Annotated in this window: 24 protein-coding genes; 18 read left to right on the forward strand and 6 right to left on the reverse strand. The window is 69.2% G+C overall.

Annotated elements, in window-relative coordinates; genetic code table 11:
- On the reverse strand, positions 1-1,400 hold a 1,400-nt coding region (locus tag ACEU5R_RS27215; protein WP_392412866.1), incomplete at its 3' end, for an MFS transporter.
- A 181-nt stretch (positions 1,401-1,581) separates the two neighbouring features.
- Here ACEU5R_RS27215 and ACEU5R_RS27220 point away from each other — a divergent pair.
- Positions 1,582-2,439: a LysR family transcriptional regulator gene (locus ACEU5R_RS27220; protein WP_392412868.1), complete on the forward strand. Its 858-nt coding sequence runs from the start codon at positions 1,582-1,584 to the stop codon at positions 2,437-2,439.
- Between the two features lie 34 nt (positions 2,440-2,473).
- On the opposite strand, the gene ACEU5R_RS27225 is transcribed toward ACEU5R_RS27220, so the two are convergent.
- On the reverse strand, positions 2,474-3,109 hold the full coding sequence (locus ACEU5R_RS27225; protein WP_103274087.1) for a TetR family transcriptional regulator: 636 nt from the start codon (positions 3,107-3,109) through the stop codon (positions 2,474-2,476).
- A 208-nt stretch (positions 3,110-3,317) separates the two neighbouring features.
- Between ACEU5R_RS27225 and ACEU5R_RS27230 the strand changes: the two genes are divergently transcribed.
- From ACEU5R_RS27230 to ACEU5R_RS27245, 4 genes are read left to right on the forward strand one after another with little or no spacing between them, the layout of a single operon-like run.
- Positions 3,318-4,541 (forward strand): arabinose transporter, encoded by a 1,224-nt coding sequence (locus ACEU5R_RS27230; RefSeq protein ID WP_392412870.1) that lies wholly within the window; start codon positions 3,318-3,320, stop codon positions 4,539-4,541.
- On the forward strand, positions 4,534-5,724 hold the full coding sequence (locus tag ACEU5R_RS27235; RefSeq protein WP_392412871.1) for an efflux RND transporter periplasmic adaptor subunit: 1,191 nt from the start codon (positions 4,534-4,536) through the stop codon (positions 5,722-5,724). Before ACEU5R_RS27230 ends, ACEU5R_RS27235 begins: the two co-directional genes overlap by 8 nt.
- The gene (locus tag ACEU5R_RS27240; RefSeq protein ID WP_392412872.1) at positions 5,721-8,807 is read left to right on the forward strand and encodes an efflux RND transporter permease subunit; all 3,087 of its coding nucleotides are present in this window, start codon (positions 5,721-5,723) and stop codon (positions 8,805-8,807) included. The genes ACEU5R_RS27235 and ACEU5R_RS27240 overlap by 4 nt, the downstream gene beginning before the upstream one ends.
- On the forward strand, positions 8,797-10,239 hold the full coding sequence (locus tag ACEU5R_RS27245; RefSeq protein ID WP_392412874.1) for an efflux transporter outer membrane subunit: 1,443 nt from the start codon (positions 8,797-8,799) through the stop codon (positions 10,237-10,239). The genes ACEU5R_RS27240 and ACEU5R_RS27245 overlap by 11 nt, the downstream gene beginning before the upstream one ends.
- Positions 10,240-10,260: 21 nt before the next feature.
- On the opposite strand, the gene ACEU5R_RS27250 is transcribed toward ACEU5R_RS27245, so the two are convergent.
- Together ACEU5R_RS27250 and ACEU5R_RS27255 are read right to left on the reverse strand one after the other, a co-directional pair.
- Entirely contained in the window at positions 10,261-11,106 is an 846-nt protein-coding gene (locus ACEU5R_RS27250) for a bifunctional transcriptional activator/DNA repair enzyme AdaA (RefSeq protein WP_103274091.1), read from the reverse strand.
- 76 nt (positions 11,107-11,182) lie between these two features.
- Entirely contained in the window at positions 11,183-11,932 is a 750-nt protein-coding gene (locus tag ACEU5R_RS27255; RefSeq protein WP_103274092.1) for a glutamine amidotransferase, read from the reverse strand.
- A 165-nt stretch (positions 11,933-12,097) separates the two neighbouring features.
- Between ACEU5R_RS27255 and ACEU5R_RS27260 the strand changes: the two genes are divergently transcribed.
- The 3 genes from ACEU5R_RS27260 to ACEU5R_RS27270 all read left to right on the forward strand — a co-directional run bounded on the left by ACEU5R_RS27260 (position 12,098) and on the right by ACEU5R_RS27270 (position 14,759).
- Positions 12,098-12,535 carry an NfeD family protein gene (locus ACEU5R_RS27260; protein ID WP_103274093.1) on the forward strand — a complete coding sequence of 146 codons (438 nt, stop codon included), beginning with the start codon at positions 12,098-12,100 and terminating at the stop codon, positions 12,533-12,535.
- An 81-nt stretch (positions 12,536-12,616) separates the two neighbouring features.
- Positions 12,617-13,543: an SPFH domain-containing protein gene (locus ACEU5R_RS27265; protein ID WP_103274094.1), complete on the forward strand. Its 927-nt coding sequence runs from the start codon at positions 12,617-12,619 to the stop codon at positions 13,541-13,543.
- Positions 13,544-13,568: 25 nt separating this feature from the next.
- Positions 13,569-14,759, forward strand: coding sequence for a diguanylate cyclase (locus tag ACEU5R_RS27270; protein WP_103274095.1), 1,191 nt, complete (start codon positions 13,569-13,571; stop codon positions 14,757-14,759).
- 193 nt (positions 14,760-14,952) lie between these two features.
- On the opposite strand, the gene smpB is transcribed toward ACEU5R_RS27270, so the two are convergent.
- Positions 14,953-15,447: an SsrA-binding protein SmpB gene (gene smpB, locus ACEU5R_RS27275; protein ID WP_283093843.1), complete on the reverse strand. Its 495-nt coding sequence runs from the start codon at positions 15,445-15,447 to the stop codon at positions 14,953-14,955.
- A gap of 178 nt (positions 15,448-15,625) precedes the next feature.
- Here smpB and ACEU5R_RS27280 point away from each other — a divergent pair, with 178 nt between their 5' ends.
- From ACEU5R_RS27280 to ACEU5R_RS27310, 7 genes are all read left to right on the forward strand, one after another.
- On the forward strand, positions 15,626-16,060 hold the full coding sequence (locus tag ACEU5R_RS27280; protein ID WP_103274097.1) for a type II toxin-antitoxin system RatA family toxin: 435 nt from the start codon (positions 15,626-15,628) through the stop codon (positions 16,058-16,060).
- Positions 16,050-16,382 carry an RnfH family protein gene (locus tag ACEU5R_RS27285; RefSeq protein ID WP_392412877.1) on the forward strand — a complete coding sequence of 111 codons (333 nt, stop codon included), beginning with the start codon at positions 16,050-16,052 and terminating at the stop codon, positions 16,380-16,382. Before ACEU5R_RS27280 ends, ACEU5R_RS27285 begins: the two co-directional genes overlap by 11 nt.
- A gap of 221 nt (positions 16,383-16,603) precedes the next feature.
- Positions 16,604-17,758: an acyl-CoA dehydrogenase family protein gene (locus ACEU5R_RS27290; RefSeq protein ID WP_392412879.1), complete on the forward strand. Its 1,155-nt coding sequence runs from the start codon at positions 16,604-16,606 to the stop codon at positions 17,756-17,758.
- Entirely contained in the window at positions 17,755-18,933 is a 1,179-nt protein-coding gene (locus ACEU5R_RS27295; RefSeq protein WP_392412880.1) for an enoyl-CoA hydratase/isomerase family protein, read from the forward strand. Before ACEU5R_RS27290 ends, ACEU5R_RS27295 begins: the two co-directional genes overlap by 4 nt.
- Before the next feature lie 120 nt (positions 18,934-19,053).
- Entirely contained in the window at positions 19,054-19,941 is an 888-nt protein-coding gene (gene mmsB / locus ACEU5R_RS27300) for a 3-hydroxyisobutyrate dehydrogenase (protein WP_103274101.1), read from the forward strand.
- A gap of 70 nt (positions 19,942-20,011) precedes the next feature.
- Positions 20,012-20,377 carry a PaaI family thioesterase gene (locus ACEU5R_RS27305; RefSeq protein ID WP_392412883.1) on the forward strand — a complete coding sequence of 122 codons (366 nt, stop codon included), beginning with the start codon at positions 20,012-20,014 and terminating at the stop codon, positions 20,375-20,377.
- Positions 20,378-20,488: 111 nt separating this feature from the next.
- A complete protein-coding gene (locus tag ACEU5R_RS27310; RefSeq protein WP_103274102.1) occupies positions 20,489-21,178 on the forward strand; it encodes a VIT family protein in 690 nt (229 codons plus the stop codon).
- A gap of 87 nt (positions 21,179-21,265) precedes the next feature.
- Here the strand turns inward: ACEU5R_RS27310 and ACEU5R_RS27315 are convergent, their stop codons facing one another.
- Positions 21,266-22,267, reverse strand: coding sequence for a YgfZ/GcvT domain-containing protein (locus ACEU5R_RS27315; protein WP_392412882.1), 1,002 nt, complete (start codon positions 22,265-22,267; stop codon positions 21,266-21,268).
- A gap of 193 nt (positions 22,268-22,460) precedes the next feature.
- Here ACEU5R_RS27315 and mltG point away from each other — a divergent pair, with 193 nt between their 5' ends.
- The 3 genes from mltG to holB form a co-directional block, all read left to right on the forward strand.
- On the forward strand, positions 22,461-23,630 hold the full coding sequence (mltG, locus tag ACEU5R_RS27320) for an endolytic transglycosylase MltG (RefSeq protein ID WP_103274104.1): 1,170 nt from the start codon (positions 22,461-22,463) through the stop codon (positions 23,628-23,630).
- Positions 23,627-24,250, forward strand: coding sequence for a dTMP kinase (gene tmk, locus ACEU5R_RS27325; protein WP_103274105.1), 624 nt, complete (start codon positions 23,627-23,629; stop codon positions 24,248-24,250). Before mltG ends, tmk begins: the two co-directional genes overlap by 4 nt.
- Before the next feature lie 87 nt (positions 24,251-24,337).
- Positions 24,338-25,308, forward strand: a 971-nt coding sequence (holB, locus tag ACEU5R_RS27330; RefSeq protein WP_392412885.1) for a DNA polymerase III subunit delta', incomplete at its 3' end; no start/stop codon positions are given.

The raw sequence follows: 25,308 nt of genomic DNA on the forward strand, positions 1-25,308 counted from the left end.
TCGGCGGGAACGGTCCACGCGGCCGCGCCCTGTCCGGTCGTCGGGGCCGTTCCCGTGGTCAGCTGTTCGGCCAGCGAGCGGAGCTGGGCGGCATCGATCGCCGGTGGGAGCTGCCTGCGCAGGAACGAGGCGATGCCTTCCACCAGGATGAAGCCCATCACGGCGATGTTCAGCGCCAGGCTGATGAAGCGCGCGCTGGTGTCGATGCCGGACGCCATACCGGCGCGCCCCGTTGGCACGGAGCCGGTGGTGGTGTTGGTCACGGGCGTATTGGTCACGCCCAGGCCGATGCTGGCGAGCAGGCAGCCGGGCAGCATCGTCAGCCAGCTGGCCTGCTGGACGCCGCTGCCCCAGGCCATCAGGAAGCACCCCGCGCCGATGGCGAACAGGCCGGCGGGAATCACGGCCTCCGCCCGGTAGCGCAGCGCCAGGCGTTCGCCGAGCGGCGGCAGTATCAGCGTCGGCAAGGTATAGGCCAACAGCGACAGCCCGGTCGCCAGGCTGGCATAGCCCAGCCCGTGCTGGAAATACAAGGGCAGGTAGATCATGAGCGGCCAGAAGCTGAAGTTCATGCCCATCGACCCAAGCAGCGCGCCGGAGAAGCGGCGGATGCGGAATACCGAGAAATCGAACAGCGGATCGACGGCCCGCCGTTGCGCCGCGGCGAAGATGATGAAACCGCCCGCAGCGGCGAGCAAGCTGGCCAGCGAGGGCAGGCTGGCAAAGCCCGCCACCGGCCCTTGCGTGATGAACCAGGCCAGGCCGAACACCGCGACCGAGAGCGAGACGATGCCCGCCCAGTCTAGCCGGCGGTGTTGCGGGTCGCGCGATTCGTCCACGCCGGCCGCCGCCAGGCCGAAGGCCGCCACCGCGATGGGAACATGCACCAGGAACACCCACTGCCAGCTGGACAGCGCCACGATGCCGGCGCCGATGATCGGGCCCAGGCCCAGGCCGATGCCAAAGACCACGCCCCAGGCGCCGAAGGCCTTGGCGCGCGCGGCGCTGTCGGCGAACTGGTGCGACAGCACCGCCAGCTGGCAGACCAGCATGGCGCCGCCGGCCATGCCCTGAAGGAAGCGGCCCGCGATCAGCCAGGTGGAACTGCCTGCCAGGCCGCAGGCCAGGGAGGTGAGGCCGAACAGCACCAGGCAGAGCAGGAATGCCCGTTTGCGCCCGTAGCGGTCGGCCAGCGCGCCCGCCGCCATCAGCACGGCGGCGCAGGCGATGGTGTAGGCGTTCATGATCCATTGCAGATCGCGAAAGCTGCTGCGCAGGACGGTTTCGAGGATGGGCAGGATTACCGGGACGCTGGAAATCTCCAGGCCGAACATCAGGCAGGCGAGGCAGGCGGCGGTAAGCGTGACCGTATTCTTGTGTGCAGGGGTTAGGGGCTTCATGGGTGTTTCCACAATCGGGCGGATCTTGCCGGCGCGCCGGGTGGTGCGCACGTCAGGTCCGGACCCGGTCCGCGGATGCGCGGCGGACGGTTGGCGGGAATGCCATTGTGGAAAAAGACAAAAAATGATGGAAATGATTTAATTTTGTTGGATTAATTAAATTTCATCATGAGTGATCGGCATGGACTACGACCCGGATCTTCTGCGCGCATTCATCGCGGTACATGAGACGGGCGGTTTCACGCGCGCCGGCAAGCGTCTGCACCTGAGCCAATCAGCGGTCAGCCATCAAATCCGCAGACTGGAAGAGCAGGCGGGAACCGCACTGCTCAAGCGCACGACCCGCAGCCTGACCTTGACCGAGGACGGTGAGGAATTCCTGCGCCATGCCGAGCAGATCCTGCGGGCGCAGGACGCGCTGGCGATACGCTTCCAGCGCTCCGCCGTGACGGGCGCGGTGCGCTTCGGCGTTCCGGAAAGCTATGTGGGCGACCGCCTGCCGCCCATGCTGGCGCGCTTCTCGCGCCAGTTCCCCGCGGTGAGGCTGGACGCGACGGTGGACACGTATCTGGCCTTGCGCGACCAGATAGACGCCGGCCTGCTGGACCTGGCGGTCACGCTGTCGCTCGACGAGGACCCGGCGTCGCCCCTGTTGCGCCGGACCCGGTTCGTGTGGGCGGCGGGGGAGGGGGTCGATGTGGCCACGCATGCGCCGCTGCCCCTGGCCCTGGCGCCGAAACCCTGTCTGCACCGGGAGGTGGCGACACGCGCGCTGGAAGAGGCGGGGCGTGAATGGCGGCTTGCCTTCACGTCGCTCAGTCAGCAAGGGCTGCGCGCGGCGGTGAAGGCCGGCTTGGCCATCACCGCCATTCTCCAGGAAGACCTGGAACCGGGAATCGTGGAAATCGACGCCGAAGCCGGTTTGCCGCCCTTGCCGCAAGCCAGCTTCCGGTTGCTCTGGAGCGCGTCGGGAAGGACGCCCGCCGCGCAGGCGCTGGTGGGGCAGCTGATCGAATCGTGCGTTGCGGCTTCCGCATAGCGCGGCCGCCAACGCCGGGGCCGCGCGTCGACGTTCAAGCGCGGTGCGCCACGTCGGCGATATAGGCGCAGAACATGTCCGCCATGGCGTCCGCATAGGCGCCGATTTCCGCCTTGCTGCGCGCGTGGCCTGAAAAGACCTTGCCCACGGCGCTCAGCGTGGTGGATATCAAGCCGCCCACCAGGGCCAGGTCGGCCGGCGAGGCCTTGGGCATCACCTCGCGCATGAAGGCGCGAAAGGTTTCCTCGCCCGCCGCCCGCGCTTCGCGGGCTTCCGGCGCGTCTCGGTAGAGCGGGGCGGCGTCGCTGAGCGCGACCCGCATCTCGGCTTCCTCGCACTCCGAGCGGACAAACGCATGCACCAGCGCCCGCAGCCGTTCCAGCGGCGGCCTGGCCTGGTCTTCCAGGATGCGGCTCAGCATTTCCTGCGTCTGGCGCCATTCATCGCTTTGCAAGCGGAACAGGATGGCGGCCTTGTTGGGAAAGTATTGGTAGACCGAACCGACGCTGACGCCGGCCTTTTCGGCCACGCGTGCCGTGGTGAAGCGGCCGGCGCCTTCCTGGGCCAAAACCTGAGTAGCGGCTTGCAGGATGGTGGCCACGAGCTCGGCCGAGCGCGCCTGCTTGGGCTGCTTTCTAGAGGAGATCTGCGGGGGATTGCTCTGGCTCATGGCGGCTGGGCGGGTCGAAAGAGAATGCGAATAGAAAACGCGAAGGATTAGTCGCATAATTTTAACGCGACGAATTATTCGCATTTTATCCCGATGACGGCGAAAAAGCGCATTCCAAGGAGACGAGGAAGACGCCCGCCAACCGGCATCGAACGCCCCGGCGCCGACCGAAAACGGCCCGTGGCGCCGCTCTCTCCTGGACCCAATCATGACAAAAGCACATACCCAGCACGCGTCGCCCTCGACGCTTGCGCCCCCCGTCACCAACGTGGTGATCAAACTGCTGCCGCTCACGCTGGCGGTATTCATCGGCTTCCTGGTCATCGGCATGCAACTGCCCGTGCTGCCGCTGCACCTGCACGACACCCTGGGCATGGACACGCTGGTGGTCGGCCTGGTGGTCGGCTCGCAGTTCGCCGCGGCCCTGCTGTCGCGCTCGTGGGCCGGCAACTACGCCGACATGCGTGGCGCCAAGCGCGCCGTGGTGGCGGGCTCGGTGGCCGCCGCCGCCTCGGGCCTGCTCTATCTGGCCTCGCTGGCCTTTCTTGACGCGCCGACCACGTCGGTGTGGATCCTGGTGGCCGGCCGCATCCTGCTGGCCATGGGCGAAAGCCTGATCGTCACCGGCGCGATGGGCTGGGGCATCGGCCTGGTCGGGCCGCAGAACGCCGGCAAGGTCATGGCCTGGAACGGCATCGCCATGTACGGCGCCTACGCGCTGGGCGCGCCCGCCGGCGTGGTCGTCAACGGCCTGTGGGGCTTCAACGGCATCTCGGTCGCCACGCTGTTCGTGCCCATGCTGGCGCTGGCCGTGGTGGCCGGCGTGCGCGGGATCGCTCCCACCAGCCAGCGGCGCACGCCGTTCTACAAGGTGCTGAGCGCCGTCTGGGCGCCCGGCATGGGCCTGGCCCTGTCCAGCGTCGGCTTTGGCGTCATCACCGCCTTCATCGCCCTGCTGTTCGCGGCCAAGGATTGGGGCAATGCCTCGCTGGCCTTCACCGCGTTCGGCGTGGCCTTCATCGGCGCCCGCCTGTTCTTCGGCCATCTGCCCGACAAGATCGGCGGCGCCAAGGTCGCGCTGGTGTGCGTGATCATCGAAGCGGCCGGCCAGCTGCTGATCTGGGGCGCGGACACGGCCGTCATGGCCTACATCGGCGCCGCGCTCACCGGCTTCGGCTACTCGCTGGCCTTCCCCGGCTTCGGCGTGGAAGCCGTGCGCCGCGCGCCGCCGCAGACCCGCAGCCTGGCAATGGGCGCCTACGTCGCGTTCCTGGACATGTCGCTGGGCATCACCAGCCCGTTGGCCGGCCTGCTGGCCGATGCCGGCGGCATCGCTTCGGTGTACCTGGCCGGCGCCACCGCCGTGGCCCTGTCCGTGGTCGTGGCCTTGAAGCTCTTGTTCGGCTCATCCAAGGGAAATCGTCATGCGTGATACGAATACCTCCGCGGGCGGCCCCGGCATCCGCCTGCCCAAGGCGGGCAACCGGCGCACGGGCGTGATGCGCATCCGGCCCTTCGTCATCAGCCTGGTCGGCCTGGCGCTGGTGTCCGGCGGCTTGTACGGCTGGCGCGCCGCGCGGGCCGGCGTGGCCAAACCGGGGGAACGGCCGCCGTTCCTGGTCTCGGTTGTCCAGGCCGAGCCGCGCAGCGTCGCCGGTTCGTTGCGGGCGGTCGGCAGTCTGCAGGCCGTGCGCGAAGTCATGCTGGCGCCGGATACGGCGGGACGCGTGACCGCCATTCACTTCACGGCCGGGCAGACCGTCAAGGAAGGGGCCGCGCTGGTCCAGCTGTTCGACGCGCCCGAGCAGGCCGACCGCGCGGCCGCCTCGGCCAAGGCCGATTTCGCGCTGCTGCAATTGCGGCGCTCGCAGGGATTGGCGCCCAGCGGCGCCGAGTCGCGCGAGGTGCTGGAGCAACGCAAGGCCGAGGCGGCCCAGGCCGTCGCCGCCGTCCGGCAACTGGATGCACGCATCGAGCAGAAGCGCGTCCAGGCGCCGTTCGCCGGCCAGATCGGCATCCGGCGCGTCAACGTCGGCCAGTACCTGAACGCGGGCGAACCCGTAGCCACGTTGACGCAGCTCGATCCGTTGTACGTGAACTTCACGCTGCCGCAGCAGGACCTGCCCAGGCTGGCGCCCGGCGCGACGGTGCAGGTGAGCGTGGACGCCGTGCCCGGCCGCGTGTTCGAGGCCAGGGTCAGCTCCATCGAGCCGCGCGTCGACAGCCAGACGCGCAACGCCACGGTGCAGGCCCTGCTGCCCAACCCCGACCACGTGCTGCAGTCGGGCATGTACGCCACGGCCGCGCTGGTGTTGCCCGCGACCGAGAGCGCGGTCGTGCTGCCGCTCACGGCGATCCAGACCTCGGCTTCCGGCGACAGCGTGGTGCTGGTCCGCGACGCCAACGCGCAAGGCGTGGGCAAGGCCGTCGCGGTGCCGGTCACGACCGGCCGCCGGCTGGGCGAGGAGGTGCTGGTCACGCAAGGCATCCAGGCCGGCGACCTGGTGGTGACGGCAGGACAGAACCGCCTGCCGCCGGGCGCCGTCGTCAGGATCAAGGGCGCCGATGCCACGGCCAGTCCCGCGCCGGGCGCGGCAACGAGGAAGTCGTCATGAGCTTCACCGACATCTTCATCCGCCGGCCCATCCTGGCGCTGGTGGTCAGCCTGCTGATCCTGCTGATGGGCGCGGCCGCCGTGTTCTCGCTGCCGGTGCGGCAGTATCCGTACCTGGAAAACGCCACCGTCACCGTGACCACGTCCTTTCCGGGCGCGACGCAGGAGGTGATGCAGGGCTTCGTCACCACGCCGATCTCGCAGTCCATCGCCACGGCCAGCGGCATTGAATACCTGAGTTCGACCACCACCCAGGGCAAGAGCGAAATCAAGGCGCGCCTGGTGCTCAATGCCGACGCCGACCGCGCCATGACCGAGATCCTGGCCAAGGTGCAGCAGGTCAAGTACCAATTGCCGGCCGGCGTCACCGATCCGGTCATCAGCAAGTCCACCGAGGGCGGCACGGCCGTGCAGTACGTGGCCTTCTTCAGCGACACGCTGACCATCCCGCAGATCACGGACTTCGCCAACCGGGTCGCCCAGCCGCTGTTCGCCGGTATTCCCGGCGTCGCCTCGGTCGATATCAACGGCGGCCAGACGCTGGCGCTGCGCATCTGGATCGATCCGGTCAAGCTGGCCGCGCGCGGCCTGTCGGCCGGCGAGGTCGCGGCGGCGCTGCGCGCCAACAACGTGCAGGCCGCGCCCGGCCAGCTCAAGAGTTCGCTGACCGTCACCAACATCAGCGCCGCCACCGACCTGCGCGATGTCGAGGACTTCCGCCAGATGGTGATCCTGTCCAAGCCCGACGGCGGCGTGGTGCGCCTGTCCGACGTGGCGACGGTGGAAATCGGCGGCCAGAACTACAACAACGCGTCCTTCGCGTCCGGCGTGCCGGCGATCTTCGTGTCGCTGTATCCCTCGCCGGAAGGCAATCCGCTGGAGATCGTCAAGCAGGCCAAGGCGCTGGTGCCGAAGATCCGCGAGATGGCGCCGCCGGGACTGAGCGTGATGCCCAACTACGACGTGGCGAAGTTCGTCAACGCCTCGATCGAGGAAGTCAGGGAAACGCTGGTCGAGGCCGTGGTGATCGTGATCGCGGTGATCTTCCTGTTCCTGGGCACTTTCCGCGCCGTCATCATTCCGGTCGTGACCATTCCGCTGTCGCTGATCGGCACCGCGGCGCTGATGCTGGCGTTCGGTTTTTCCATCAATCTGCTGACCTTGCTGGCGATGGTGCTGGCGATCGGGCTGGTGGTGGACGACGCCATCGTGGTGGTCGAGAACATCCATCGACACGTCGAGGACGGGTTGTCGCCGGTGCGCGCGGCGCTGCTGGGCGCGCGCGAGATCGTCGGGCCGGTGATCGCCATGACCATCACGCTGGCCGCCGTGTACGCGCCGATCGGCATGATGGGCGGCCTGACGGGGGCGCTCTTCAAGGAATTCGCCTTCACGCTGGCCGGCTCGGTCGTCGTGTCCGGCGTGGTCGCGCTGACCTTGTCGCCGGTGATGAGCTCCATGCTGCTGGATGCCCGCCAGAACGAGGGCCGGCTGGCCAGGCTGGTGGAGCACTACATGGCGTCGCTGGCCGAGCGCTACCGGCGCGCGCTGTCGCGCACCCTGGCCGCGCGCGGCGCGGTGCTGCTGGTGGGCGTGGCGGTGCTGGCCGCCATCGTGGTGCTGTTGCTGGGCATCCGCCGCGAGCTCGCGCCCACGGAAGACCAGGGCGCGGTCATCGTCATCGCCAAGGCGCCGCAGTACGCGGGGGTAGGCTATACCGCGCGCTACGCCGCCCGGGTCGAGCAGATCTTCGAATCCATCCCCGAGTTCGACAGCAGCTTCATGCATATCGGCGGCACCGGACGCGGGCAGAACCAGATGCTGAGCGGGGCGATCCTGAAGGACTGGTCCGAGCGCTCGCGCTCGTCCATCCAGATCCAGGGCCAGATACAGGCGGCCGGCGGCGCGATCGACGGCGAAACGCTGACCGCCGTGCAGTTCCCGGCGCTGCCGGGCTCCAGCGGCGGCCTGCCGGTGCAGATGGTGCTGCGCTCGCCGGAGGACTTCAAGACGCTCTATGACACCGCCGAGAAGATCAAGGCGGCGGCCTATGCCAGCGGCCTGTTCGTCTACGTGCAGAACGACCTGGCCTTCGACAGCCAGCAGGCGCATGTCGCCATCGACAGCGCCAAGGCGCGCGAAATGGGCGTGACCATGCAGGCCATCGCCGAAACCCTGGCGGTGCTGGTGGGCGAGAACTACGTCAACCGCTTCAATTTCCATGACCGGTCCTATGACGTGATCCCGCAGGTCAGGCAGGACGACCGGATGACGCCGGAAGACCTGGGCCGCTTCTACGTCAAGACCGTCACCGGCGCATTGGTGCCGCTGGCCACCGTCGCCCGCGTCGAGACGCGGCCCCAGGCCAATCAGCTCACCCAGTTCGGCCAGATGAACTCGGCCACGCTGGTCATGCTGCCCCGTCCCGGCATCAGCATGGGCGAGGCCGTCGCGTTCCTGCAATCGCAGCCGCTGCCGGCCAGCACCAGCGTCGACTGGCTCAGCGACAGCCGTCAGTTCGTGCAGGAAGGCAACCGGCTGTGGGTGTCGTTCGGCTTCGCGCTGGTGGTGATTTTCCTGGTCCTGGCGGCGCAGTTCGAGAGCCTGCGCGATCCGCTGGTGATCCTGGTCACGGTGCCGCTGGCCGTCTGTGGCGCGCTGGTGCCGCTGTGGCTGGGCTACGCCACGCTCAACATCTACACCCAGATCGGCTTGGTCACCCTGATCGGCCTGATCTCGAAACACGGAATCCTGATGGTCACATTCGCCAACCATATCCAAGAGCATGAGAACCTGAGCCGCATCGAAGCCATCGAGAAGGCGGCGACGGTGCGCATGCGTCCCGTGCTGATGACCACGGCGGCCATGGTCGCCGGCCTGGTGCCGCTGCTGTTCGCCGGCGGCGCGGGTTCGGCCAGCCGGTATTCGATCGGCGTGGTCGTGGTGATGGGCATGCTGATTGGCACGCTGTTCACGCTGTTCGTGCTGCCCACGATCTACAGCTTCATCGCCAAGGACCACCGGGCGGCGGCGCAAGGCGCGCGCGCCCGCGAACTGGCGTCGGAGGCGGGCCATGCGCATTGAGTCATCGCAGCGCCCGACGGGCAGGGCGCGAGCCCTTGCCGCGCCCTTGCTGCTGGCGCTGGCCCTGGGCGGCTGCGCCAGCGGGCCCGACTATCGCGCGCCGGCGACGCCGTCGGCGGCCGCCGGTCCGTTCGTCAGCCAGTCCGAGCGCACCAACGCTGGCGCCGAGCTGCCATCGGACTGGTGGCGGCTGTACGACGACGCCACGCTCAACGGCCTGTTGCAGGAAGCGCTGGCGGCCAATCCCGACCTGCGCGCGGCGCTGGCCAATCTGGACAAGGCGCGCGCGGTCTACGGCCAGGCCCGGGTCGGGCTGCTGCCGTCCACCCAGCTGTCGGGCGGCACGCGTTATGGCCGCAACAACGCGGCTGGCGGCGGCGACGGCCCGGCGCCCCGGCAGTGGAGTTACAGTGGCGGGCTGGAAGTGGCCTATGAGGTGGACCTGTTCGGACGGGTGCGGCGCGACATCGAAGCGGCCCGCTACGACGCCGACGCGGTCGCCGCGGCCTACGACGCGGCCAGGGTGCTGGTCGTGGCCGACACGGCGCGCGCCTACCTGAACGCCTGCGCCTACGGCGAGTCGGAGCAGGTGGCCCGCGCGTCCATCGCGCTGGCGCAGCGCAACCTGGACCTGATCAGCGAGCAGGAGCGCGCCGGTTCGGCTTCGCGCCTGGACGCCGAGCGGGCGCGCGTGGCGCTGGCGCGCACCGAGGCGGCGCTGGCGCCCATCGAGGCGCGGCGCAGCGCCGCCTTGTTCGAACTGGCGGCGCTGCTGGGCCGCACGCCGGCCCAGGTGCCGCAGGCCGCGCGAGCATGCGCCAGCCCGCCGGAGCCGGGCGGCGCGATCCCGGTGGGCGACGGCGCCGCGTTGCTGCGCAGGCGGCCCGATCTGCGCCAGGCCGAGCGCAGGCTGGCCGCCGACACCGCGCGCATCGGCGTGGCCGTGGCCGATCTCTATCCGCGCGTCACGCTGGGCGCGTCCGGCAGCTACCTGCGCAATGACACGCTTACCGGCGACCGCGCCTGGTCGTTCGCGCTGGGTCCGCTGGTGTCCTGGAGCTTTCCCAACATCGCTGCCGCGCGTAGCCGCATCGAGCAGGCCGAGGCGCAGAGCGCGGCCTCGCTGGCCCGCTTCGACGGCGCGGTGCTGAACGCGCTGAAAGAGACGGAGCAGGCATTGAGCGCCTATGACGCGGCGATCCGCCAGCGCGATGCGCTGGTCCAGGCCCGCACGCGCGCCGACAATGCCTTCCGCCTGGCGGAGCAACGCTACCGCGCAGGTTCGATCAGCTATCTGGATGTGCTGGTGGCGCAAGAGAGCCTGGTCACGGCGATGTCGCAGGAGGCTGCCCTGAAGCAGCAGGTCGGCTCCGCGCGGGTCGACGTGTTCAAGGTCCTGGGCGGCGGCTGGGAGCCGAACGTCGTGAACTGACGGGGGGTGACCGCCGGTGCGTCAAGCCGCCTGCGCCTCGCGCGCGATCAGCTCGCGCTTGCGCTCGATGCCCCAGCGGTAGCCGGCCAGCGAGCCGTCGGTGCGGACCACGCGATGGCAGGGAATCGCCAGCGCGATGTTGTTGGTGGCGCATGCGCGCGCCACGGCGCGCACCGCCGCCGGCGAGCCGATGCGCTCGGCGACCTGCGCATAGGTGGCGGTGGCGCCAACCGGAATCTCGCGCAGCGCTTCCCACACGCGGCGCTGGAAGGCGGTGCCGCGCACATCCAGCGGCAGGTTCAGGCCCAGCGACGGGTCTTCGACGAAGCCCACCACCTCGGCCACCCAGCGTTCGAACTCGGCGTCGGCGCCGATCAGGCGGGCCTTGCTGAAGCGTTCCTGCAGGCCGCGCACCAGGTGTTCGGGGTCTTCGTGTAGCGCGATCTCGCAGATGCCGATGGCGCTGGCCGCCACCAGCAAGGCGCCCAGCGAGCATTGCGCCACGGCGAAGCGGATGTCCACGCCCGCGCCATGCTGGCGATAGGCTGTGGGCGTCATGCCCAGCATGGCGGGCGCGGCTTCGTAAAAGCGCCCGCTGGAATTGAAGCCCGCGTCGTACATGGCGTCCGTGACGCTGGCGCTTTCGCGCAGCTGCTGGCGCGCGCGGCTGGCGCGCAGCGCGGTGGCGTAGGCCTTGGGCGTGACGCCGGTGGCGGCCTTGAACACGCGATGGAAATGGAAGCGGCTCATGCCGGCCTGCTCGGCCAGCGTGTTCAGGTCGGGCGGCTGCTCCGCCTCGAGCGCGCGGCAGGCCCGCTCGACGGCGGCGGCGTGCTGGGGGCTCAGGGGGGCGGCGGCTCGGTTCATGGGGTGGGGCTCCTCGGGCGCGCGCGATTGCGCGCTGGAGAAATGGTGCCAAATGCCCGGCCGCCGCGCACTCCGCTTATTGCGGACGGCTGGCGGCGGGGGCGCAGAGATCCAGGAAGCGGCGCAGCAGCCCGCCGGCGACCGGCGTGGCGCGCACATTGGCGGCCAGGCCGGGCACGTCCAGGTTTTCCGCCATGTACTTGCGCTGGTAGCGTTCCAGGTGGGCGCGCACGAAGTCCGGGCCGAATTCGGGGTGGAACTGGGTCGAGAACACGTTCGGGCCGACGCGGAACATCTGGTGCGGATCCTGGTCGGACCGGGCCAGCACGGCCGCGCCCGGCGGCGGTTGCAGCACGGTCTGCGCATGTAGCATCTGGGCCGGGAAGCTGGCGGGCAGGCCGTCCAGCAGCTGGTCGCCGGCCGCCGGCGGCAGCAGCTCCACGGTCTGGGTGCCCAGCTCGCTGCCGGTGGGGTTGTAGCCGACCTTGCCGCCCAGCGCATGGGCCAGCAGCTGGTGGCCGTAACAGACGCCGAACATGGGCAGTCCGGCGGCGGCGGCCTCGCGCAGCCAGGCGGCGGTGTCCTCGCTCCAGGGCTCGCGGTCGGTGACCATGGCGGGCGAGCCGGTGATCAGGGCGGCCCGATAGTATTGCGGTGCGCGGGGGCGCGCGCCTTCATGCACCGGCACCACCTCGACCTCGCCGGCCTCCAGGCCCGCCGCCACGGCGATCTGCTCGGCATAGCTGCCGAACCGTTCTTTCAGGGAGGGTTCCGGATCTCCGGTGTGCAGGATCAGGACGGGTAGGGCGGGGGGCGTTGCGGTCATAAGTCCATATATTGAATACACGCTGCCCGTGCGGAACAGCGTCTGCCATAGCCGCATCATAATCCAGCGCCAGACTGGGCACGGGCGGCGACGTGCACGCTCCGTCCCGGAAATACGTACAATCCGCTGGATATTGACATTCTTTCCTGAGGCGGACCGGACAATATGTGGATATGGCTGGGATTGGCCGCGCTGGCGCTGATTGGCGAACTGGCGACGGGAACGTTCTATTTGCTGCTGGTGGCCCTGGGCCTGGCGGGCGGCGGCGTGGCGGCCTGGCTGAACGCCGGCCTGGAATGGCAGTTGCTCGCCTGCGGCGTCGTGGTGCTGCTGGGGCTGGTGATCTTGCGCAAGACCCGCGTGCTGAAAAAGCGCGAGGTCGACGCGGCCAGCAATGCCGACGTCAACCTGGACATCGGGCAGATCGTGTCGGTGGAAGCCTGGTCCGACAACCGCACGGCCCGCGTCTGGTATCGCGGCGCTCACTGGCAGGCTGAACTGGCCGAGGGGCACGCGCCCCATGGCGGCGAGCATGTCATCACCGAATTGCGCGGCACGCGCCTGGTGCTCACGCCCAGGAACGCATCCGGCGGCGCGCGCTAGTCCCGGTCCGGCGGGGCCGGCCAGGGGCGCCTTGCGCGAGCGGAGCGTCCGGGCAACCAACCAAGAAGAGGGATACACACCATGATCGAAACTTCCACCATCGTCCTCGTCGTCATCGTGGCGCTGGCGATCCTGATCGTCATCAAGGCGATCGCCATCGTGCCGCAGCAGCACGCCTGGGTCGTCGAACGCCTTGGCAAGTTCGATCGCGTGCTGTCACCCGGCGCCGCCTTCGTCATCCCGTTCATCGAGCGCGTGGCCTACAAGCACTCGCTCAAGGAAATCCCGCTGGACGTGCCCAGCCAGGTCTGCATCACGCGCGACAACACCCAGCTGCAGGTCGACGGCGTGCTGTACTTCCAGGTCACGGACCCGATGCGCGCGTCCTACGGCGCGTCGAACTACATCCTGGCGATCACGCAGCTGGCGCAGACCACGCTGCGCTCGGTCATCGGCAAGATGGAACTGGACCGCACCTTCGAAGAGCGCGACGCCATCAACAGCACCATCGTGTCCTCGCTGGACGAGGCCGCGCTGAACTGGGGCGTGAAGGTGCTGCGCTACGAGATCAAGGACCTGACGCCGCCCAATGAAATCCTGCGCTCGATGCAGGCGCAGATCACGGCCGAGCGCGAGAAGCGCGCGCTGATCGCCGCGTCCGAAGGCCGTCGCCAGGAACAGATCAACATCGCGACCGGCGAGCGCGAGGCCGCCATTGCCCGCTCCGAGGGCGAGAAGCAGGCCCAGATCAACCAGGCCCAGGGCGAGGCCGCCGCCGTGCTGGCGATCGCCGAAGCCACCGCCAAGGCGGTGACGCAGGTGGCCGAGGCGGTGCGCCAGCCCGGCGGCATGGAAGCCGTCAACCTGAAGGTGGCCGAGCGCTATGTCGAGGCCTTCGGCAACGTGGCCAAGCAGGGCAACACGCTGATCCTGCCGGCCAACCTGGCCGACGTGGGCGGCATGATCGCCTCGGCCATGACCATCGTCAAGGGCACCAAGACCGGCTGAAGACCCGCCCGCGGGCGCTTGCAAGATGATCGCTCCCGTCCATTTGCTATCGATCGCGGCGCTGGCGGGCTTGCTGTCCTTGTGCGTGCTGGGATCGCTGGCGCGCAGCGGCATGGCCGGCATCGGCGAGAGCATCCGGGCCAACCTGCTGACGCTGGCGGCTTTCGGCGGATATGCGTTGCAGGTTACGGCCGCGCCCTTGTGGTTGTCCGTGCTGCTGCCCAATGCGCTGGTCGCATTGGCGCTGTGCTGCTATTTCACGGGCGTGCGGCGCATGATGGGGCGCACGGTGCCGCGGCGCCTGATGGCGCTGTCGGCGATCGCGGCCTTGCTGGCGGTCGCGGCGTACACCTATGTCGAGCCGCGCGTGGCGCTGCGCATCTCCGCCATGTCGCTGCTGCAGACGGGTTTCATGCTGGCCACGGCCGCGACGGTGCGCGGCGGCATGCCGCAAAATCGTTCGCGCTACGCCTATTGGTTCGTCTGGACGGTGGCCGCCGCGTCGGCCGCCGTTTGCGGGCTGCGCGCGGTGCTGTACATGACGGGCGTGGCGCATACCTGGGCGCTGCTTGAAGCCACCACCTGGAATGTCGTCTTCCTGACGCTGGGGCTGTTGACGCTGCCCTGCCTGATGCTGGGCACCATCATGATCATCCACGACCGCATGCTGGCCGAGCGCGAACAGGAAGCGAACACGGACTTCCTGACCGGTCTCCTGTCGCGCAAGGCCTGGTGGCTGCAGGCCGAGCGCTACTGCGCCCAGGCCCTGCGCACGCGTCGGCCGCTGACCCTGCTGCTGCTGGATATCGATCATTTCAAGCGCATCAACGACCTGCACGGCCATGCCGTGGGCGACGCCGTGCTGCGGCACTTCGGCCTGCTGGCGATCGCCACGCTGCGTTCCAGCGACCATGCCGGCCGCGTCGGGGGCGAGGAGTTCGCGGTGATGTTTCCCGACTCGCGCGGCGAGGCTGTGATGGAGGTGGCGGGGCGCCTGCTGGAATCGGTGCGGCGCACGCCTTGCGGCCATGGCGGCGGTGCGATCTCGTACACGTTCAGCGCGGGCGTGGCCGAGTGGATCCCGGGCGAGAACCTGCAATCGCTGTTCGAGCGCGCCGACCGCAAGCTGTACGCGTCGAAGGCCGCCGGGCGCAACCGCATCAGCGGGCCGGGCGTCGAAGCCGAGCCGGCCGAGCGCGCGGCGATAACGGCCTGAGCGGGACCGGGCCTGGGGCCGGCAAGCGCTGCTAGTGTGCTGTCCCGCAGATACGTCCGCACGAAATCCACCCCTAGCCGCCATGGCGTCGTTGCAAATCCTCGCGATACCTACGGGTATCACTGCGGTTTGCGCCTAGCCCTGACGTCTATGGATGAATTTCGTCATGCGGACGTACCTACGGGACAGCACACTAGTTGTCCTTGCGGCGCGTGTCGTGCTTCATCAAGCGCTCTTTCTCGCGCTGCCAATCCTTCTCGCGCGAGGTGTCGCGCTTGTCGTAGAGCTTCTTGCCGCGGCCGAGCGCGAAATCCAGCTTGATGCGGCCGTTCTTGTAGTGCAGGTTCAGCGGCACCAGCGTGTAGCCGCGCTGCTCGACCTTGCCGATCAGCTTGCTGATTTCCTCGGCCTTGAGCAGCAGCTTGCGCGTGCGCATGGCATCGGGATGGATGTGGGTCGAGGCCGTGGGCAGGGGGCTGACGTGCATCCCCAGCAGGAACAGCTCGCCGTCGCGCACGATGACATAGCTTTCCTTGAGCTGCACGCGACCGTCACGGATCGCCTTGACTTCCCAGCCCTGCAGGACCAGGCCTGCCTCGTAGCGGTCCTCGATGAAATAGTCGTGCGTGGCCTTGCGGTTGTCGATAATGCTCATAAAGCCTGTTCTGTTCTTCCCCCTGGCAAGCAGGAGTGGGTCTTTGCTCTGGGATTTTTCACCGGGGTTCGCGCCAGCGGGGCTGCAACGGCGTTTGCGTCGACGTCCGCACCGGAGTTTGCGTCAGTGCCCGCGCCACAATTTCGTCCCGGGTTGGGATCGACGAGCGGGACCGGTAAAATCTTGTCATTCTAGCCATTTGCGATAGTCGATGCACAAAGTACAACGATCCGTCCTGGTGCCCTACAGCGCCGCCCAGATGTTCGATCTGGTCGCGGACGTGGAAAAGTACCCGGAATTCATGCCCTGGTGTGGCGGCGCCGAGGTCCAGACCCGCGACGAGCATGGCATGCAGGCCTCCATCCTGATCAGCTTCGCGGGCATGAAGCAGCGCTTCACCACGCGCAACACGCACGTCTATCCCGACCGCATCGACCTGCGGTTGGTGGACGGCCCGTTCTCCAGCCTGGTCGGCCACTGGGAATTCCAGCCGCTGGCGGAAGACGCCTGCAAGGTGCTGTTCACCATGGAATACGCGTTCTCGAACCGGGCGCTGGAAATGGTGGTGGGGCCGGTGTTCAACCGCATCGCCACCAGCTTCATCGATTCCTTCACCAAGCGCGCGCAGGCCAAGTATGGCGAATGAGGACATAGGCGTCAGCGTCTGTCACGCATTGCCGGACCAGGTCTGGACGCGGGCGCTGCGCCTGCCGGCCGGCGCGACGGCGGCCGAGGCCATTGCGGCCAGCGGGTTCGCCGCCGATTTTCCCCGCAACGACCCCTGGCAGGCCGGCGTGGGCGTGTTCGGGCGCGCGGTCAGGCCGGATACGGCCCTGAACGACGGCGACCGCCTGGAAATCTACCGTGGCCTGACCTTCGACCCGAAGGAATCGCGCCGCCGCCGGGCCGAGCACCGGCGCGCGCTGACGGCCAGGAACGGACGCGAACGGCCCGCAGGGCTGCTCTAGCGCCTGGGCGCCGCCCGGCGCCTCTGGCGACATTGTCGCTGCCGAGACAAATCCCGCCCGCGCTTCGGGCGTAACATGAACCCCGGTTGGGCGCCTCGCAGCGCCGTCAGGCGTGTTTGCCCTTACGTTTACGTCAACGTCATGTCAAAATCGGCGGGCTGACGTTCACGAGACGGCAGCGATGCCGACAGACAATACTCATACCACCGGGAGACTAGGCTGTGGACTTGGAACTGACCGACGAGCAGCGCGCGTTCGCGCAGGCGGCGCGCGACTACGCGCAAGGCGAGCTGGCGCCCCACGCGGCGCACTGGGACGCCGAGGGCATATTCCCGCGCGAAGCGTTCGCGCGGGCGGGCGAGATGGGCTTTTGCGGCATCTACGCCAGTGAAGAGATCGGCGGCCTGGGCTTGCCGCGCCTGGACGCCACGCTGGTGTTCGAGGAAATGGCGGCGGTGGATCCGTCGACCACGGCCTTCCTGACCATCCATAACATGGCCACCTGGATGGTGGGCCATTGGGGCCAGCCCGCGCTGCGCGAGGAATGGGGCCCGCAACTGGCCAGCGGCGAGAAGCTGGCTTCGTACTGCCTGACCGAACCCGGCGCCGGCTCCGACGCTGCCTCGCTGTCGACCCGCGCGCAGCGCCAGGGCGGCGACTACATCGTCAACGGCGCCAAGGCCTTCATCTCGGGCGGCGGCGATACCAACCTGTTGATCGTGATGGCGCGCACCGGCGGCGAGGGCGCGGCCGGCATCAGCGCCTTTGCCATTCCCGCCGACAGCGCCGGCATCAGCTATGGCCGCAAGGAAGAAAAGATGGGCTGGAACAGCCAGTCCACCCGGCCCATCGTGTTCGAGAACGTGCGCGTGCCGGCCGCCAATCTGCTGGGCAACGAGGGCGACGGCTTCAAGATCGCCATGAAGGGCCTGGACGGCGGTCGCATCAACATCGGCACCTGCTCGGTCGGCGCGGCCCAGGGCGCGCTGGACGCGGCCCGGCGCTACATGGACGAGCGCCGCCAGTTCAACCGCCGCCTGGCGGAATTCCAGGCGCTGCAATTCAAGCTGGCCGACATGGCCACCCATCTCGTGGCCGCGCGCCAGATGGTGCGCCTGGCGGCGTGCAAGCTGGACGGCGGCGCGCCCGACGCGGCCACCTACTGCGCCATGGCCAAGCGCTTCGCGACCGACATGGGCTTCCAGATCTGCCTGGATGCGCAACAGATACACGGCGGCTACGGCTACCTGCGGGACTATCCCTTGGAGCGTCTGGTGCGCGATACTCGCGTACATCAGATTCTGGAGGGGACGAATGAGATCATGCGCGTGATCATCGCCCGCCAGTTGTTGGAAAAAGGAGCCGACATACGATGACTGCACCGGTGCTGTTTGAAGAAAGGGCCGCTGCCAATGGCATGCGTTTCGGGATCGCGACGCTGAATTCGCCGCAGACCCTGAACGGCCTGTCGCTGGAAATGGTGGAACTGCTGGCCGCGCGCCTGGATGCCTGGGCGCGCGATCCCGGCGTGGCCCTGGTGGTGCTGCAAGGCGCGGGCGAGAAGGCGTTCTGCGCCGGCGGCGACCTGCACGGGCTGTACCGCAGCATGACCGAGAATGCCGGCAAGGGGCCCTGGGCCAACGCCTATGCGCGGCGCTTCTTCGAGCTGGAATACCGGCTGGACTACCGCATCCACACCTATCCCAAGCCCGTGCTGTGCTGGGGTCATGGCATCGTCATGGGCGGCGGCATCGGGCTCATGATGGGCGCCAGCCACCGCGTGGTGAGCGAGGCCTCGCGCCTGGCCATGCCCGAGGTGAGCATCGGCCTGTTCCCGGACGTCGGCGGCAGCTGGCTGCTCAACCGCATGCCCGGCCGCATCGGCATGTTCCTGGCGCTGACCGGCGCGCAGCTGAACACGGCGGACGCCTTCTTCGCCGGCCTGGCCGATTTCCGCCTGGACCATGCCGACTGGCCCAAGCTGCTGGAATCGCTGCAAGACCAGCCCTGGGCCGGGCAGGCGCAGGCCGCGCCGGACAGCGATGCGATCCCCCCGCGTTCCATCAATGACGGCCTGCTGCGGCGCGCGTTGACGGCGCTGGAGCCGCAGACGCCGTTGGACCCCGGCCATCTGCGCCAGCATTCCTTCCTGATCAACAATCTGTGCAGCGGCAACCGCCTCGACGAGATCTACGAGGAACTGGCGGCGCTGAAGGACCACGACGATCCCTGGCTGGCGCGCGCCGCGTCCACCATGCTGGCCGGCTCGCCCGGCTCGGTCCGCCTGTCGTTCGCGTTGCAGCAGCGCATGCGGCTGCGCTCGCTCGACGATGTGTTCCGAGCCGAGTACATCGCCGCGCTGACCTGCGCCGCGCATGGCGATTTCGCCGAGGGCATCCGCGCGCTGCTGATCGACAAGGACAAGCGGCCGCGCTGGAACCCTGCGGTGCTGGACGTGGCCACGGACGCCTGGGTGCAGAAGTTCTTCGATGAGCCCTGGCCCGAGGGTCAACCTCATCCGCTGGACGACCTGGGCAAGCAAGGACGCTAGTGCCGGCTGGCGGCCGCGTCCCCGGGACGCGGCCGGGCCGGCGGCAAGGCACGAGGCATTGAACGATTTCCCCCTACAAGCATCAGCAGCAATAGCAAAAGCAACAGGAGACAGGACATCATGAGCAGCATCGCGTTTATCGGCCTGGGCAATATGGGCGCGCCCATGGCGCTGAACCTGGTCAAGGCCGGCCACAGCCTGAAGGTCTACGATCTGGCGCCCGCCGCCGTCAAGACGCTGACCGACGCCGGCGCCAAGGCGGCCGCGTCGGCCGCCGACGCCGTGCAGGGCGCCGAAGTCGTCATCTCGATGCTGCCCGCCAGCAAGCACGTGGAAGGGCTGTACCTGGGCGAGGACCTGCTGGGCAAGATCCCGGCCAGCGCGCTGGTCATCGAGTGCAGCACCATCGCGCCGGATTCGGCCCGCAAGGTGGCGCAGGCCGCCGAGGCGCGCGGCATCGCCATGATCGACGCGCCCGTGTCGGGCGGCACCGGCGGCGCGGCCGCCGGCACGCTCACCTTCATCGTCGGCGGCCTGCCCGCCGCGCTGGAGCGCGCCCGTCCGGTGCTGGAAAAAATGGGCAAGAACATCTTCCACGCCGGCGCGGCGGGCGCGGGCCAGGTCGCCAAGATCTGCAACAACATGCTGCTCGGCATCCTGATGGCCGGCACCTCCGAGGCGCTGGCGCTGGGCGTGGCCAATGGCCTGGATCCCAAGGTGCTGTCGGACATCATCGCCAAGAGCTCGGGCCGCAACTGGGCCACCGAACTCTACAACCCCTGGCCCGGCGTGATGGAACACGCGCCCGCGTCCAAGGGCTACGCCGGCGGCTTTGGCGTGGACCTGATGCTCAAGGACCTGGGCCTGGCGGCCGAGGCCGCGCTGGCGGCGCGCGCCTCGATCCCGCTGGGCGAGCTGGCGCGCAACCTGTATTCGCTGCACAGCGCTGGCGGCTCGGGCAAGCTGGATTTCTCCAGCATCGTGAACTTGCTCAAGCGCGAGGACTGACGTGAGCGCCGGCTTGCCGCCGGCCGACCCGCGCGAGCGGGTCCGCGCCAGCTTCGAACGGCAGGGCATCATGCGCCTGCTGGGCGCCGAGCTGGCCCTGGTCGAGCCGGGCAGGGTGGAGATCACGCTGCCGTATCGTGCCGACCTGTGCCAGCAGAACGGCTATCTGCATGCGGGCATTTCCACGACCATCGCCGACACGGCCGGCGGCTATGCCGCCTACAGCCTGTTCGAGCCGGGCCAGGATGTGCTGACCTCGGAGTTCAAGATGAACTTCCTGGCGCCGGCGAAGGGCGAGCGCTACACGGCCACCAGCCGCGTGGTCAAGCCGGGCCGGCGCCTGTCGATCTGCCAGGTCGAAGTCCATGCGCACGCGCAAGACCAGGCCACGCTCTGCGTGATAGGCTTGCTGACCGCTGTGAGAGTAGAGCGGTAGACCCGCTTCGGTGTGTCGGCAGCGCTTCCCTGGAAAGGGGGGGCGCTGCGGGCCGCCGTCAGGCGCGCCTCTGGCGCGCCATGGGTCTTGTCACGGATCTATGAGCAAATCATGCCAGCAAAAGAGCATCACCGGATTTTCCGCAGCAACTGGCTGCGCGCGGCCGTATTGGGCGCGAACGACGGCATCGTGTCCACCGCCAGCCTGATCACGGGGGTGGCGGCGGCGCAGGCCGCGCATGGCGCCATCCTGACCTCGGGGCTGGCCGGCCTGGTGGCGGGTGCCCTGTCGATGGCTGCCGGTGAATACGTATCCGTGCGTTCGCAGGCCGATACCGAGGCGGCCGACCTGCGGCTTGAGCAGCGCTCGCTCAAGCGCAATTCCGGCGAGGAACTGGCCGAACTGACCGAGATCTATGTGCAGCGCGGGCTGTCGCCGGACCTGGCGGCGCAGGTCGCCAGCCAGCTGACGCATCATGATGCGCTGGACGCGCATGCGCGCGATGAGCTGGGCATCCTGCTGCACAACCGCGCCCGTCCGGTGCAGGCGGCCGTGGCGTCGGCAGCCTGTTTCGCGGGCGGCGCGGCCTTGCCCCTGGCGGTGGCGGCGGTTACGCCGACCGGACCGTTGATCTGGACCGTGACGGGTGCGTCCATCGCCTGTTTGGCCGCGCTGGGGGCGCTGGCCGCCGGCGCCGGCGGCGCGCCCAAGGGGCCGGCCGCCTTGCGCGTCACGATCCTGGGCGCGCTGGCCATGGCGGTCACGGCCGGCGTGGGCGCCGTGTTCGGCGTGGCCGTCTAGCACCTTCCACTGATTACCTTCCACGGATTCGGACGCATGCGCGCGCTTAGCAGGCGCGCGCTCAGCAGGCGCTCGTCTGGAGCGCGTTTACTCGGGCTGAATGGAATAGGGCAGCGGCGCGACCGCGATGCGCGGGCCGTCGGCCGCGCCCAGGCGCAGGTCGCCGGGCAGCGCGGCCAGCGCGATCTCGAACAAGGCGCTGACCGAGCCGGCATGGCGCGCCGCGTCGATCACGCGGCCCACGGGTTCGTCCGGCTGCGCGGCGTCATACACATCGACGTTCGCCAGCGCGCCTTCCTGGGCGCCCGCCTCGACGCGGCCGTAGGCCATGCGGCGCTTGACCGTGCCGCGGTAGTGGCTGCGCGCCACCACTTCCTGGCCGGGATAGCAGCCCTTGGTGAAGCTCACGCCCTGGATCAGTTCCAGGTTGACGGTCTGCGGAATGAACAGATCCTGGGTGGCGGCGCCGATCCAGGGGATGCCGGCGGCCAGGTCGGCCGCGCGCCAGGCGTCGGCGTCCGTCAGCGTCAACGCGCCGGCCAGGGCGGAGGCGCCGGCCAGTTGCGCGTCCGAGGCGATCCACCACCAGCGCCGTTCGCCGGCCGCCGAGGGCGCGGCGATCCAGGTGCCCGACGGCAGCTCGGCGCGTTCCCAGGTCTGGCGCGGCAGCGGGCCGGCGGCGGCTTCGAGCGCGGCCAGCTGGGCGTCGTTGGCGGCGCGCACGCCGCAGGCGTGCAGCGCGGTCGCGGCCAGCTTGGCCTTGGCGCGCAGCACGAACATGGACAGGCGCTTGAGCAAGGCTTGCGACAGATCCTGGCGCAGCAGCGCGTACAGCTGCGGCGCCTCATCGCCGGCGCCCGGGGCGGCGCGCCACATCAGCAGCGTGGCCAGCAGCCGGCCCTTGGCGGTGCAGTAGCCGGCCAGGCGGGCGGCGTCGGCCGGCAGGCCGGTGACGTCCTGGGTCAGCTGGCCGTGCAGGAAAGTCAGCGCGTCGGCGCCCGAGGCGGAAATGACCAGGAAATCGTCCAGCGGGGCGCAGGCGGCGCAACCTTCGGCGTTGGACGGAATCGAAGCTAGGAAATCGTGCATGGCGGCGTGTCTGGTGGCGGCCCGCGCAGGATGGGGCCGCATCGCATCTTCAAAGATCCGATGATAGCCGTCTTCGGTGCGGTTCTAGGCCAATTCCTCGCGCCGTCCAGGGGCGTGTCGCCCGCGTGGCGTACCATTCTGTCCCGATTTCCAGCGTCGGACCCGCGCGCGATCCATTAAACTTCCGGAACTTATGAAGAAGCGACTCCGTTCTTATTTCCTGTGGTCCCTGCTGCTCCTGGTGCTGGCCGCCGCGGCGGCCGTTGGCGGCGCCTGGCATTGGATGCATCGGCCCATGCAGCTCAAGGCCGACAGGATCGATTTCGTGGTGGATCCGGGCAGCAGCCCGCGCACGGTCGCGCGCGCGCTGAACGCGGCCGGCGTGCCGGTCTGGGAGCCGGGTTTCGTCTGGATGGCGCGCCTGTCCGAGCAGGACAAGCTGATCAAGGCGGGCGGCTACCAGGCCATCAACGGCGATTCGCCGTGGCAGCTGCTGGAACGCATGGCGCGCGGCGATATGACCCAGCGCCAGATCACCTTCCTGGAAGGCTGGACCTTCCGCCAGATCCGTCAGGCGCTGCGCGAGCATCCGGACGTCAAGCAGACCCTGGGCGACATCAGCGACGAGGAACTGATGGCGCGGCTCGGCTCGGACATCAAGCATCCCGAAGGCCTGTTCTTCCCCGATACCTATATCTTCACGCCCGGCAGCACCGACTACGACCTGCTGCGCCGCGCCTACCAGGAAGGCCAGCGCATCCTGGACGACACCTGGGCCAAGCGCCAGGCCGACCTGCCCATGGCCACGCCCTACGAGGCGCTGGTGATGGCGTCCATCATCGAAAAGGAAACCGGCCACGGACCCGACCGCCGGCGCGTCTCGGGCGTGTTCGCCAACCGCCTGAAGATCGGCATGCTGCTGCAGACCGATCCCACCGTGATCTACGGCATGGGCGACGCCTACCAGGGCCGCATCCGCAAGCGCGACCTGCAGACCGACACGCCCTGGAACACCTATACCCGGCCCGGCCTGCCGCCCACGCCGATCGCGGCGGCCGGCCGCGCGGCGCTGCTGGCCGCGGTGCAGCCGGAACAGCACAAGTACCTGTTCTTCGTGTCCAAGGGCAACGGCACCAGCGAATTCTCGGTCAACCTGAACGAGCACAACCGCAACGTGTCGCGCTACATCCTGGGCCAGGGGCAGCAGGCGCAGCCCTCGCGGCCGGCGCAGCCCGCGCGGCCCGCCCAGCCGACGGAGCCGGCGCAGCCGCAGTCGCCGCAACAGGCGGCGCAGCCGCAATCAGCGCCACAGTCGCCGGCCCAACAGCCGGCGCAACCGGAACAACAAGGACAAGACGAATGACCTCGCGCGGACGTTTCATCACGCTGGAAGGCGTCGACGGGGCAGGCAAGAGCACCCACACCGGCTGGATCGCCGATTTCCTGCGCGCGCAGGGCCTGGAAGTGGTTGCCACGCGTGAGCCCGGCGGCACGCCGCTGGGCGAGAAGCTGCGCGCCCTGGTGCTGAACGACCCGATGGGCCTGGATACCGAGACGTTGCTGATGTTCGCCGCGCGCTGCGAACACGCGCGCCAGGTGATCGAGCCGGCGCTGGCGCGCGGCGCCTGGGTGGTCTGCGACCGCTATACCGACGCCAGCTATGCCTACCAGGGCGGCGGTCGCGGCCTGGGCGCCGAGCGCGTGGCCGCGCTGGAAGCCTGGATGCAGGCGGGCCAGCCCGACCGCACCTGGCTGTTCGACGTGCCGCTGGAAGTGGCGCGTCAGCGCCTGGCCGACGCGCGCGAACCAGACCGTTTCGAGCGCGAGGGCGCGGCCTTCTTCGAGCGCACCCGCGCGGCCTACCATGATCGCGCCAAGGCGGATCCGGACCGTATCCGCGTGATCGATTCCACCCGTTCCATCCCCGAGATCCGGGCCGAGCTGGAAGCCGGCCTGCTGGCCTTGATCGAAGGACGCGCATGATGCGCCTCGTCCATCCGCAGGTGCCCGCATGAGAACTGGCATCGGTTCCGTGAACAGGAGGCCAGCCCAGTGAGCGCGCCGCAATTCATGCCCTGGCAGCTTGAGACCGCCCGCAACTGGCTGGGCAACCGCGAGCGCTTCGCCCACGCGTGGCTGGTGCACGGCCTGGCCGGCATCGGCAAGCTGGACTTCGCCGTGGCCGCCGCCGCCAGCCTGCTTTGCGAGACGCCACAAGACGGCCTGGCCTGCGGCCATTGCGCGGCCTGCGCCTGGTTCGCCAGTGGCAACCATCCCGACCTGCGACGCATCCGTCCCGAAGCCATTGCGGTGGAAGAGGGCGCCGAGGCCGCCGAACAGGCCGAGGACGCCGAGCCCGTGGCCGGCAGCGCATCCAAGCGCGCGCCATCCAAGGAAATCCGCATCGACCAGATCCGCGCGCTGGAATCCTGGTTCAACACCGCCACCCACCGGGGCGGCTGGCGCGTGGCGCTGCTGTATCCGGCCCATGCGCTGAACGTGGTCTCGGCCAACGCGCTGCTCAAGGTGCTGGAAGAGCCGCCGCCACACACGGTGTTCCTGCTGGTGGCGGATGCGCCCGACCGGCTGCTGCCGACCCTGGTGTCGCGCTGCCGCCGCCTGCCCCTGCCGGCGCCCGATGCCGACACCGCGCTGCAATGGCTGCGCGAGCAGAACGTCGAACCCGCCCGCGAATGGCTGGCGGCCGGCGGCGGCGCGCCGCTGGCGGCCCTGCGCTTGGCGCAGAGCGGCGAGGCCGCCTGTCCCCCATGGCTGGGCCAGTTGGTCGCGCCGCTGGCGCAGGGCCAGTCGCCCGATGTGGGCACGCTGGCCGAGGCGCTGGAAAAGGTGCCGGCGACCGACTGGATCGACGCGCTGCAACGCTTCTATACCGACCTGATGCTGGCCGCCGCCGGCGCGCCGGTGCGCTACTTCCCCGCGCTGGGCGCGGGCGTGGGGCAAGTGGCCGCGCGCGCCCGGCCGGCCCGGGGGGGGGCGGGCGCCCGGCCGCGGGGGCGGCCCCGCGGGCGGGCGCCCCCCCC

It is taken from the genome of Achromobacter sp. 413638, assembly GCF_043119405.1.
Lineage (GTDB): Bacteria > Pseudomonadota > Gammaproteobacteria > Burkholderiales > Burkholderiaceae_B > Achromobacter.